This window comes from Pseudomonas sp. AK181 (assembly GCF_051122975.1).
In the GTDB taxonomy this organism is placed as follows: domain Bacteria; phylum Pseudomonadota; class Gammaproteobacteria; order Pseudomonadales; family Pseudomonadaceae; genus Aquipseudomonas; species Aquipseudomonas lactis.
In genome coordinates this window covers 4160506-4171658 of record NZ_CP146348.1, presented here as the reverse complement: position 1 = coordinate 4171658, position 11153 = coordinate 4160506, and the positions used below count along the sequence as shown (strand labels likewise).

Below are 11153 nucleotides of genomic sequence, written 5' to 3'. Positions count from 1 at the left end.
GCAGAGACGTTTCCTAATTAGCGGTTCCTACAGGCGCGGAACAATGGCTGGACTCCTTCCGCCGAGTTGACCGCCATGCCCAGCCTTCCGCTTCGTATCCTGGTACTTGAAGACCACGCGTTTCAGCGCTCCTATGCGGTCAAGCTGCTGGAGCAGTTGGGGTGCTCCGCTGTTTTTGAAGCCGCTGACGGCGCCCAGGCGTTGGCATTGCTGGAGGCGGTCGGCCCGGTCGATGTGGCCCTGTGTGATTTGCAGATGGAGGGTATGGACGGGGTGGAGTTCATCCAGCGTGTGGGCGCGGGCGGTCAAGTCGGGGCGGTCATTATCAGCAGCGCCCTGCCTGCGGATCTCCGGCGGGCCGTGCGCCAGATGGTGTCGTTACTAGGCCTGGAGTTTCTGGGGGACATGGAAAAACCGCTGCAAGCACCCACGTTGCGCAAATTGCTTGAAAAGCGCCTTCAGCCACGGCCTCAGACACGCCCGCTGGCATACACAGAGCATGAAGTTGCCAGCGAGGCGCAGGTTCGGCGTGCGCTTGCCGAGGGGCAGCTACAGCCGTTTTACCAGCCTAAGTTCAACTTGGTGACGGGGGACGTGGAGGGCGTCGAGGTGCTCGCTCGCTGGCAGCATCCGTCTGGACTCACGCTGTCGCCCTCGGTATTCATGCCGACGCTGGAGCGTTGCGGCCTGCTGGACGAATGGCTGTATACGAAAATGGCCCAGGCCCTGGCTGTGCAAGCGCAGGCACGGGGCCAGGGCGTCTCAGTCAACATGGCGTTCAATCTTCATGCCGGGCAATTGAGCAGCCTGACGCTGGTTGCCAACGTCAAGCAACTATTGGCCCGCCACAGCGCCGCGGGCTGCGGCGTGACCTTCGAAATCACCGAGAGTGGCCTGCTTGAAACCTCCACTGTCAGCCTGGACAGCCTGGTGCACCTGCGCATGATGGGCTGCCGTTTGTCTATCGACGACTTTGGCGCGGGGTTTTCTTCGATGCAGCGGTTGTGTCAATTGCCGTTCAACGAAATAAAGCTGGATGCAGAGTTTGTCCGCACCCTTGAAGAAGAACCGCGGTGCCTGGCGGTGATTGCCAGCACCTTGGCGCTTGGACACACCCTGGGCATGTCGGTGGTGATCGAGGGGATCGAGACCACCGCGCAGCACCGCAAACTGCTCGAACTGGGCTGCACCCTGGGCCAAGGCTACTGGTACGCCCGGCCGATGAGCGGGATGGATCTGTTGCGTTGGCTTAAACATCCGCAGGGATTGCGTTAGTCCCGGCATCCGGCCGTAGCCCGTCGACCTCGGCCGGGCAAGACGGAACACGGCCTGTGCAAAAAGTACTAGGAAATTTCCTACAAGTTCGCGGGACGGAAGCTACAGGTCGAACGGTGGAAGGTTCGGATAATTCCCACGCAACCGGCCCCTGCAACGGGCCTCCATCCATTCGCGGGACTTCGTTCATGAATTTCATTTCACGATTATTGGGATGCCTTGGCGTACTGGGGCTGGCGTCGCTTTCGGCACCCGTCATGGCCGCCTGTACATGGGCGGGCAGTGACTGGACTCCCAAACAACTGACGCTGACCGGTGGTGTGGTCTACGCGCCCCGGGACATACCTGTCGGCAGTACGCTCAATACCGCGCTCACGCTGCGCGAGCTGAGCTTTGGGGACGCGCTGGCCTGTGGTGCACCGGCGTCCTACAGCACCACTCTGATGGGGCCATTGGCAACGAACATACCCGTGGACACCATGCGGGTACCTGCCAACGCGTTGTTGCAAACCAACGTCCCGGGCATCGGCCTGGCCATTTACATGACGGGTTTCGCGGCAGGCTGGGAGAGCCCTGTGGGCAACCCGGAGCGCTTTATTCCCTTCAGCATGAACTACAACGGTTCGTTTGCGGTGGGCATGCCTTCGGCCATGATGCGTTATTTGTTGGTGAAAACCGGTGATATTCCGGCCGGTACCCACAGTATCAACCAGTTGGTCGCCAGGGCATCGACCGACCGCGGCGCGATTTTCGACCTGAACTTCACCGCCACGGTCACGGTGGCAGGCTGCTCCATGCCGGCCGCTCCCGGCAATCAGATCAACGTTCCCATGGGGACCTGGGAAAAACGCGTGTTCAATGGCAAGGGCTCCACTAGCCCCGCGCAATCATTCGCCATCACCCTCAACGCCTGCATCGCCGGTAATAACTATCCAGTAAACACAAACGGCTATTTTTTCAACAACTATGCCGCTATTCAGATCGACGCCAACAAAAGCTCGACGGTCATCGATGCGGCTAACGGCATCCTCAGTCTGTCGAGTGATTCCACAGCCCAGGGCTTGGCCATCCAGATATTGCGTGAGAACGGCACCCCGATGAACTTGGGCCAATCGCTACGCCTGACCCGGGTGGTGAATGGAACAACCACTGTGCCGTTGCAGGCGCGTTACATCCAGACCGGTGAGGGGCCGACGCCACAGCCGGGGTCGGCGAACGGGTATGCGAGTTTTTCCGTGACTTATCGGTGAAAAGGTGCCGGCTTTGACACAGAGCTTCGCACCCTGAGCTGAACCTTCGGCAACTACAGCGCTCACTTATCAGGTCGCACTGTCGCTTTGTCGAAAGGAACTCGTATGCCCGCCACCTCGCTTATGATCGCGCCTGGTAGCCCTATAGAGCGCGAACTCAGCCTGCGCGCTGTCATCACTGGGATCCTGCTCGGTATCCTGCTGACACCGTCCAATGTGTACGCAGGCTTGAAGATCGGCTGGTCGTTCAATATGTCGATCATTGCCCTGCTGATCGGCTATGCGATCTGGCAGGGTGTGGCTAAACGCTCTGCCACGCAGTTACCGTGGACGCTGCACGAAAGCAATATCAACCAGACTGTCGCCTCGGCCGCCGCTTCGATCATTTCCGGCGGGCTGGTGGCACCCATCCCGGCTTACACCCTGCTCACCGGCAACCAGTTGGAGGCGATCCCGATGATCGCCTGGGTGTTTTCCGTGAGTTTTCTGGGCATCTGGATAGCCTGGTATTTGCGCCCCTCATTGCTCAATGACAAGGCGCTGACGTTTCCCGAAGGCATGGCCACCCTGGAAACGTTGCTGCATATCTACAACCATGGTCGCGAGGCTGCGACCCGCCTGAAAGTGCTGCTCAGCGCCGCGTTGCTGTCGGGGCTGATGAAGTGGGTGGATACCTTTGCGTGGGCCTTGCCGCGCTGGTCGCCGACCGCTCATTTGGAGCGTCTGACGTTTACTGCCGACCCTTCGCTGTTGTTGCTGGGGTTTGGTGGCATTATCGGTATTCGCGTGGGCCTGACCCTCTTGCTCGGCGCCCTGTTGGCATGGGGCGGGTTAGGGCCTTGGTTATTGGCGCAGGGGCTGGTCAACCTGGCGGCTGACAGCAGTGGCCCGCAGTTTGCGGTACTGGTGGCGTGGCTGCTCTGGCCCGGGGTGAGCTTGATGGTGTGTTCCACCTTGGCATCCCTGGCGATTCGTTTATGGGCATTGCACCGCTCTATCCAGGCCGACGGCGGCACACCCTGGACCAGGCCAAAGCCTGTGCCCGCCGCCGGTTTTGCCTTGGCGGTGGTGCTGGTGGTGAGCCTTCAGGCGATGCTATTCGGGATCAACCTGTGGATGGCGTTTCTTACCATCCCACTGGCAATCTGCCTGGCCGCCGTGGCCGCACGCGTGGTCGGCGCCACTGGCATTCCGCCGATTGGGGCCATCGGGCAATTGTCTCAACTGAGCTTTGGCGTCGTCGCGCCGGGGCAGGTGCCGATCAACCTGATGAGCGCCAACACTGCCGGCGGGTCGGCCGGGCAATGTACAGACCTGATGAACGACTTCAAGGTGGGCAAGGCGATTGGCGCCACGCCGCACAAGCAGGTTATAGCCCAGGTCCTGGGGATTTTGGTCGGCAGCATTGTCGGCGTATTCGCCTACCTGGCGCTGATTCCTGACCCACAGACCATGCTGCTTACCGAAGAGTGGCCGGCCCCGGCCGTTGCCACCTGGAAAGCCGTGGCGCAAACCCTGACCCATGGCCTGCACTCACTGTCGCCGAGTATTCGTTGGGCCATCGGCATCGCAGGCTTGATCGGCGTGGTCTTGGGCGTGCTCGACAGCACACTGCCTGCGCGCCGCAGTCGCTACCTGCCAAGTGCGGCAGCCTTGGGGTTGGCGTTTGTATTGCCCGCTTCGGTTTCGATGATGATGGCGCTGGGCGCGGTGCTCACCTGGTGCGTGAGCTGCCGCTGGCCAAGCGTGACGGAGCGCTTCGCGATTACCGCGGCGGCCGGTTTGATTGCCGGTGAGAGCATCACCGGCGTTGGCGCTTCGTTGTGGCAGATGATCAGTTAGGCAGGCCGAAAAGCCTGGCAGCGCCGCTGTGTCAGCGGCCTATTTACTTGGCAAACGCATACTCGCCGCCTTGCTCCACCGCCTTGCGATACGCGGGCCTGGCCTGGAACCGCTGCACCCACGCGGCCAGATTAGGGTAAGCCGGCAACTTGCCCTGGGCCTTGGCAATTTCGCCGATAAAACTCATCTGGATATCCGCACCACTGAGTTCGTCACCCAACAGATACGGGGTTTGCCCCAGCGCGTTGTTCAGGTAACCCAGATAATTGGCAACTTCGGAGTCGATACGTGGATGCAAGGGCGCACCGGCTTCACCCAGCCGCCCTACATAGAGGTTGAGCATCAGGGGCAACATGGCCGAGCCTTCGGCGAAATGCAGCCATTGCACGTACTGGTCGTAGGTGGCTGTTGACGGGTCTGGCTGCAGGCGGCCTGCGCCGTGACGGCGAATCAGATAATCGACGATGGCGCCGGACTCGATCACCACATTGGCACCGTCTTCAATCACCGGCGACTTGCCCAACGCATTGATCGCCTTGAGCTCAGGCGGCGCGAGGTTGGTTTTCGGGTCGCGTTGGTAACGCTTGATTTCGTAAGGCAGACCGAGTTCTTCGAGCAGCCAGAGAATGCGCTGCGAGCGTGAGTTATTGAGGTGATGGACGATGATCATGGGCGGCTCCGCTGAGCAAAGGGGTACAGCAACAGACTATGGGGTGCCTGCAGAGTGCCATTGAACAGCCTATTAATGGCAATCAATCTACCTAGCCCTTTGCATACGGGCTGGCAGAAGGGCAGTGCGTTGTTTACAACTATTAACGACTTCAACCACTCTTTGGATTTAGGCTGCAGCGTCGAACCTCGGGTTGCAAGAGCGTATGTGCATGAACCTATACCGTATCGCCGGCACATTGTTGGCGTTCTTCGTCTTTCAGGCACATGCCGCCACGGCGATCACCCAGGTGGCCATCTACCGAGGCCCGGCAGGTTGCCCAGACTGCGCGGAAAACGTGAAAACCGCCTTGCAGCGTCTCAACCCCAATTACCAGATCGACTTCGTCGGCGCCGACGAACCCATCGACATCACCCCTCACACCTTGGCGCGCTACGACCTCTACGTACAGCCCGGTGGTGGCCAGGACATCCCAGCCGCGCTCGACAGCCTGGGCGATGCGCGTGCCGAGGCAATTCGCGGCTATGTCGCCAAGGGCGGCCGCTACCTAGGCCTGTGCATGGGCGCCTACCTGGCCGACGACAACAACCTCGGCCTGATCCCCCAGGCGCTGGACACCGAAGCCGGCCGGCCCGGTTTTGAAGTGGCCGGCATTGACGACGCCGCCGTGCGGGTAACGTGGGACGGGCAGCCTGACTCTGTGTTCTATCAGGACGGCCCGTACTTCCCCAAAGCCAACGCTGCGGCGCCCTACAAGGTCATCGCTACCTACCACAATGGCGATGTGGCGGCGGCGCGGTACACCTACGAACGTGGCGTGGTGGTGCTGAGCGGGCCGCACCCGGAAGCTGGGCGGGAGTGGTTTGAAAATGCCGATATCGAGCTGAGCAAGATGCCGCGTGGCGAGCTGTTCGGGTCGTTGATACGCAGCGCGCAAGAGTAGGGCGCGCCGCGCGTTACCTCAGAGTGCCACCATCCCCATGTCGATATCAGACTCGATGGTGGCGTAACCAGGCTACTTGTGCCTGGCCTCGGGCACTTAAGGTGAGGGTTATTGGCCGCCTGAGCACAACAAAAACAATGATTAGCCTGACTCCCAACGATTCCAACGGTCAGCTGGCGCAGGGCTTCAAGCCCCGCCACGTGACCATGTTGTCCATCGCCGGCATTATCGGCGCGGGACTGTTTGTCGGCTCCGGACACGCCATCGCCGCAGCGGGACCGGCGGTTTTATTGGCCTATCTGTTCTCCGGCCTGCTGGTGGTGCTGGTCATGCGCATGCTGGGGGAAATGGCGGTGGCGCGCCCGGACACCGGTTCGTTCTCCACCTACGCCGACCAGGCCATCGGCCCTTGGGCGGGTTTTACCATCGGCTGGTTGTACTGGTGGTTTTGGGTGCTGGTTATTCCCATCGAGGCATTGGCTGCCGGGCATGTGCTCAACCAGTGGTTCCCTCATGTGGATGCGTGGCTGTTTGCGTTGATCTCAATCGTTTTGCTGGTGATCACCAATCTGTTCAGCGTGGCCAAGTACGGCGAATTCGAATTCTGGTTTGCCATGGCCAAGGTGATTGCCATCGTCGGTTTTATCGGCCTGGGTTTCAGCGTACTCATGGGCTGGATCCCGGATCGCGAAGCCAGCGGCTTGAGCCGCTTGATGGAGGAACACGGCGGCTTTGCCCCCAACGGATTGTCGGCGGTGGTGGGGGCGTTTATCACCATCATGTTCAGTTTCATCGGCACCGAAGCGGTGACCATCGCCGCAGCGGAATCAAGCAACCCGGCGCAGAACATCGCCAAGGCCACCCGCTCGGTGATCTGGCGCATTGGCGTGTTCTACCTGCTGTCGATCTCCGTCGTGATTTCCGTGGTGCCCTGGAACGACCCGCTGCTGGCGTCCGTGGGCTCCTATCAGCGCGCACTGGAAATTATGAACATCCCCAACGCCAAATTCATGGTCGATGTGGTGGTGTTGATCGCGGTAGCCAGTTGCATGAACTCCTCGATCTACATTTCTTCGCGCATGTTGTTTTCCCTGGGCAAACGCGGCGATGCGCCAGCGGCGCTTAAAATCACCTCGAAGGCGGGCGTGCCACGGGCGGCGGTGATCGCCAGCACCGTCATCGGCGCGGGCGTCACGCTGCTGAGCTACTTCATGCCTGCCGGGTTGTTCCAGTTCCTGCTCGCCAGCTCCGGCGCCATCGCGTTGTTGGTGTACCTGGTGATCGCTATCTCGCAACTGCGCATGCGTCGGTTGCTGGTGCGGCAAAAGGTTGAGCTGACCTTTCGCATGTGGCTGTTTCCCTGGCTGACTTACCTGGTGATCGTGTTCATCTGCCTGGCGCTTGGGGTGATGATGGTGACGCCGGAACATCGCACCGAAGTGTCCTCGACCATTGGCCTGGCGTTGGTGATTTCCTTTATCGGCCTGGTCACGGCGCGTCAGCACAACCGGGCACCCAAGCCGGTGGCGCTGGAACAGTCCTGATCACGCCTGTGGGGTAGCGGTGATGGAAACCGAGGCACCTGTTTGCCAGACCATCGGCTTTTTGCTGCTGGACCAGTTCACCCTGATATCGCTGTCGTGTGCGGTCGAGCCGCTGCGCATGGCCAACCAATTAGCGGGCGAAGAACTCTACCGTTGGCAAACCCTGAGCCTGGACGGCCAGCCGGTGTGGGCCAGCGATGGCGTGTCGGTGACCCCGGATGCGTGCGCGCAGGACCAGCGCGGCTTCGATGCGGTGATCGTGTGCGGCGGCGTGGGCATTCAACAGGCTATCAACCCTGCGCTCATCGCCTGGTTACGCAGCCAGGCGCGCTTGTACTGCAAACGGCTCGGCGCGGTGTGCACCGGCAGTTGGGCACTGGCTCAGGCGGGGTTGCTTGATGGCTTCCAGTGCAGCGTGCATTGGGAGCTGATGGCGTCGATGCAGGAAGCGTTTACCCGCGTCAAAGTCAGCTCCAGCGTGTTCACGCTCGATGGCAACCGCTTCACCAGCTCCGGCGGCACTGCGCCGCTGGACATGATGCTGCACCTGATCGGCCGCGATCACGGGCATACGCTGTCGGCGGCTATTTCCCAGATGTTCGTGTACGAGCGCATTCGCAACGAGCGCGACCACCAACGCGTGCCGCTCAAGCACCTGCTCGGCACGCAACAGCCCAAGCTGCAAGAAGTGGTGGCCCTGATGGAGTCCAACCTGGAAGAACCCATCGACCTCGACGAACTGGCCGCCTATGTGCACGTGTCCCGCCGCCAGTTGGAGCGCATGTTCCAGAAGCACCTGTACTGCACGCCATCGCGCTATTACCTCAAACTGCGCCTGACCCGTGCTCGCCAGTTGCTGATGCAGACGCCCATTTCGATTGTCGAGCTGGCGGTGATTTGCGGCTTTGTGTCCACGCCGCATTTTTCCAAGTGCTATCGGGATTTCTTCGGCGTGGCGCCCAGCGATGAGCGCTCGGACATGCGCCTGCATCCGCCGCCTGCGTTACGGCCAGAGGGGCAATCCCGGGCCCCGCAACAGCCCAGGAATGCACTGGAGCAGGCGCGTGACGAGCCGACGTTTGCCACGGTGCAGATTCAAAGGCGATAGGGCTTGCCCGCTTGCCCCCTTGCCCGCTTGCCCCCTGTAGGAGCGAGCTTGCTCGCGAAAAATTTACAGGCGCCGCGTTCATTCAGGAAGCACGCGTTTTCGTTGACGTTTTTCGCGAGCAAGCTCGCTCCTACAGGGTTCAGCGGCCTACTCAAATCCACTGGTCATTCAACGCGGTACGCTCACCGCCTTCATGCCCAGTATTGAGGATGCCTTGCGGCTCGATCATCATCAGCCTGGCTTCGCCCTCGGCCGCCGTCCTGTGCTCAATGCCACGCGGTACCACATACAACTCACCCGGCTTCACATACACCGGGCCGCCCGGCAGGTCGATACGCAACGTGCCCTCAAGCACCAAAAAAGCCTCATCGGTTTCCGGATGCGAATGCCAGATGAATTCGCCCTCAATGCGCACCACCTTGAATTGGTAGTCGTTCATTTCGGCAACCACCCTCGGGCTCCATTGCTGGTCGATGAGCGAGGCTTTTTGCGCGAGGTTTATCGGTTGGGCGGGGTGCTGTAGGTGAGTCATGCTGAGCCTTCCTGTCGGTGAGAAGGCCAGACTATCCGGGCCGACAGGTCAGAGGCTTGTACGATCCTGCAACCCCTCCACTCGTGGGCCCCCGCATTCCCCATGGGAATACACAGCTGAAAGCCAACCACTTGCTGGACAGAACGACCCTGCATCTCGGGCAGCTCGAAGACCTGCCAGCAGACGCGTCATACGACGCCGCCACCTTGATCGGCGTGATCCATCACCTGGAAGGTGATGAAGCCAAGGGCGAGATAGTGCGTTCGATTCGGGCGCGCCTTAAACCGGGCGCGCCGCTGATTGTCGCGGGCAATCAATACGCTTATGCCAGCCAGCCGTTACTGCTGGCGGCCTGGGGGCAACGGTGGCGTCAGCATGGCGCCAGCTCGGACGAAGTAAAGGCCAAGCTTGGGAAAATCCTTCAAGGCGCTGACCCGCCACATTCCGAGGCGGCGGTTCAGAAACTGCTGCACGACGCAGGGTTTGGCGATGCGACCCGTTTTTTCAGCAGCCTGTTCTGGGGGGCTTGGTTGACGTGCAAGGTGGGGTAGCAAGGTCTCGCCTTGCTCAGTGAGCCGAGAGAGTAGCCAGCCGCCGACGCCAATCGCCCCCATGCCGAAGGTGGCATTCCTCTTCGGAGTCGAAACTGACGCAGCGGGCGATGTTCGGGACGTGCACGTCAGCGTCATCCAGCGCGGCAGTAGTCAGCTCGCGCATACGGGCGTCCGCGCCGCTCGCGAGGGCGTGAGCCTTGCTCGCGACGTTGTCGAACACCCAGATCACCCGCAGGCTTTGGGGGAAGGCGCGGTAGTCGACGGTGTGGGTCAGCCATTCGAAGCCCGCGATTTCAGCTTTTGCGATCTCGCAGGCGTCGGTCAGGGCTGCGATGAGACGGCGTTCGATACGGGCGTGGTCGCGTGAGGCCGGGGGCATAAAGGAAGTCCGTGAATCCTGGGAGTGGGTTGGGGCGCTGATCAGAGCATAGCTATCTACACAACTTCGGCACCACGCTAAATCTGTGGCGAGGGCGCTTGCTCCCGTGACGGCCTGACAGCCGATGCATATCCATCTGACGCTCGAAATCCAAATGTGGGAGCTTGCCTGCGATGGCGGCCTGCCAGCCGACACCAATCTACCTGACACCCCACGATCCAACTGTGGGAGCTGGCTTGCCTGCGATGACGGCCTGCCAGCCGACGCCAATCTACCTGACACCCCACGATCCAGCTGTGGGAGCTGGCTTGCCTGCGATGACGGCCTGCCAGCCGACGCCAATCTACCTGACACCCCGCAATCAAACTGTGGGAGCGGGCTTGCTCGCGAAGGCGGCCTGACAGTCGACACAGTTGGGTTGCGTACATATCCATTCCTGCGGTAACGGCCACCTAGGGTTCCGCCCTGACGGCGGCTCACTTTCGAAAAGCGCGAAAGTAAGCAAAGCGCTCTTGCCCCACCACTCGGCACCTCGCCTAGGCTCGGTGTGCCCGAACACAGGCTTGAATCCGTGGGCCGCCGCCACGCGCCATCCATGGCGCGGGGCGGCTAACCCGGCGTCCTGCCGGGTTACCCACGAATTCAAGCCTGCGTTCGGCCAGCGTGGTTTAACGGGGCGCCTAAGATCAAAAGCAGATCAAGATCAACAGCGGCTCGCTTCGCATCGTGGTTACCGTTGAGCGCTACAGAGTTGTGTAGATACCTATGCTGATCAGAGCGGGCGCTATTGAAGCGAGGGACGCAACCGTTGCCACTCATTCCAGCAATCCTCGGCAACGATATCCGGGTAACCCCGCTCTTGTTCCATTGCCAGCGCGGTGGAGAAGGTTACCGCAATGCAAGTAGCCTGGTTACGGATATCGCACACTTCGACTTCGCTGAGAGGGGCGCCTTTTTTCGATTCGGCGGCTGTCAGCAAGGCTGCCAAGGAGGGTACGAAAACCAGGCAGAGGGGCTCGGTGGGCATCAGCTTTTTTCCTCAGTGGAGTGGATGGC

At 60.9% G+C, this 11153-nt stretch carries 10 protein-coding genes and 1 pseudogene; 7 read left to right on the top strand and 4 right to left on the bottom strand.

What is annotated here, in order from left to right; all coding sequences use genetic code 11:
* Positions 1-75: 75 nt before the first annotated feature.
* From V8689_RS19015 to V8689_RS19005, 3 genes are all read left to right on the top strand, one after another.
* Complete coding sequence (locus V8689_RS19015; protein WP_056785900.1) at positions 76-1275, top strand: EAL domain-containing response regulator; 1200 nt, start codon at positions 76-78, stop codon at positions 1273-1275.
* A 188-nt stretch (positions 1276-1463) separates the two neighbouring features.
* Positions 1464-2525, top strand: a complete 1062-nt coding sequence (locus tag V8689_RS19010; protein WP_056785897.1) for a fimbrial protein — start codon at positions 1464-1466, stop codon at positions 2523-2525.
* 105 nt (positions 2526-2630) lie between these two features.
* On the top strand, positions 2631-4367 hold the full coding sequence (locus tag V8689_RS19005) for an OPT family oligopeptide transporter (RefSeq protein ID WP_056785895.1): 1737 nt from the start codon (positions 2631-2633) through the stop codon (positions 4365-4367).
* A 43-nt stretch (positions 4368-4410) separates the two neighbouring features.
* On the opposite strand, the gene V8689_RS19000 is transcribed toward V8689_RS19005, so the two are convergent.
* A complete protein-coding gene (locus V8689_RS19000) occupies positions 4411-5037 on the bottom strand; it encodes a glutathione S-transferase family protein (RefSeq protein ID WP_056785892.1) in 627 nt (208 codons plus the stop codon).
* 211 nt (positions 5038-5248) lie between these two features.
* Here V8689_RS19000 and V8689_RS18995 point away from each other — a divergent pair, with 211 nt between their 5' ends.
* From V8689_RS18995 to V8689_RS18985, 3 genes are all read left to right on the top strand, one after another.
* The gene (locus V8689_RS18995; protein ID WP_056785890.1) at positions 5249-5980 is read left to right on the top strand and encodes a BPL-N domain-containing protein; all 732 of its coding nucleotides are present in this window, start codon (positions 5249-5251) and stop codon (positions 5978-5980) included.
* Between the two features lie 137 nt (positions 5981-6117).
* Complete coding sequence (locus V8689_RS18990) at positions 6118-7524, top strand: amino acid permease (protein ID WP_056785888.1); 1407 nt, start codon at positions 6118-6120, stop codon at positions 7522-7524.
* A gap of 22 nt (positions 7525-7546) precedes the next feature.
* Complete coding sequence (locus V8689_RS18985; protein WP_056785885.1) at positions 7547-8632, top strand: GlxA family transcriptional regulator; 1086 nt, start codon at positions 7547-7549, stop codon at positions 8630-8632.
* A 151-nt stretch (positions 8633-8783) separates the two neighbouring features.
* Here the strand turns inward: V8689_RS18985 and V8689_RS18980 are convergent, their stop codons facing one another.
* Positions 8784-9164 (bottom strand): cupin domain-containing protein, encoded by a 381-nt coding sequence (locus V8689_RS18980; protein WP_056785882.1) that lies wholly within the window; start codon positions 9162-9164, stop codon positions 8784-8786.
* Between the two features lie 113 nt (positions 9165-9277).
* Between V8689_RS18980 and V8689_RS18975 the strand changes: the two are divergent.
* A pseudogene (locus V8689_RS18975) lies at positions 9278-9715 on the top strand (SAM-dependent methyltransferase); the annotation flags it as partial.
* Positions 9716-9731: 16 nt separating this feature from the next.
* Here the strand turns inward: V8689_RS18975 and V8689_RS18970 are convergent.
* Entirely contained in the window at positions 9732-10097 is a 366-nt protein-coding gene (locus V8689_RS18970) for a hypothetical protein (RefSeq protein WP_056785879.1), read from the bottom strand.
* Positions 10098-10881: 784 nt separating this feature from the next.
* Positions 10882-11124: a hypothetical protein gene (locus V8689_RS18965; protein WP_056785876.1), complete on the bottom strand. Its 243-nt coding sequence runs from the start codon at positions 11122-11124 to the stop codon at positions 10882-10884.
* Between the last annotated feature and the right edge of the window lie 29 nt (positions 11125-11153).

Excerpts from the sequence above, each read along its gene's own strand:
- V8689_RS19015 (WP_056785900.1), top strand. The coding sequence starts at position 76 with ATGCCCAGCCTTCCGCTTCGTATCCTGGTACTTGAAGACCACGCGTTT.
- V8689_RS19010 (WP_056785897.1), top strand. The coding sequence starts at position 1,464 with ATGAATTTCATTTCACGATTATTGGGATGCCTTGGCGTACTGGGGCTG.
- V8689_RS19005 (WP_056785895.1), top strand. The coding sequence starts at position 2,631 with ATGCCCGCCACCTCGCTTATGATCGCGCCTGGTAGCCCTATAGAGCGC.
- V8689_RS19000 (WP_056785892.1), bottom strand. The coding sequence starts at position 5,037 with ATGATCATCGTCCATCACCTCAATAACTCACGCTCGCAGCGCATTCTC.
- V8689_RS18995 (WP_056785890.1), top strand. The coding sequence starts at position 5,249 with ATGAACCTATACCGTATCGCCGGCACATTGTTGGCGTTCTTCGTCTTT.
- V8689_RS18990 (WP_056785888.1), top strand. The coding sequence starts at position 6,118 with ATGATTAGCCTGACTCCCAACGATTCCAACGGTCAGCTGGCGCAGGGC.
- V8689_RS18985 (WP_056785885.1), top strand. The coding sequence starts at position 7,547 with ATGGAAACCGAGGCACCTGTTTGCCAGACCATCGGCTTTTTGCTGCTG.
- V8689_RS18980 (WP_056785882.1), bottom strand. The coding sequence starts at position 9,164 with ATGACTCACCTACAGCACCCCGCCCAACCGATAAACCTCGCGCAAAAA.
- V8689_RS18970 (WP_056785879.1), bottom strand. The coding sequence starts at position 10,097 with ATGCCCCCGGCCTCACGCGACCACGCCCGTATCGAACGCCGTCTCATC.
- V8689_RS18965 (WP_056785876.1), bottom strand. The coding sequence starts at position 11,124 with ATGCCCACCGAGCCCCTCTGCCTGGTTTTCGTACCCTCCTTGGCAGCC.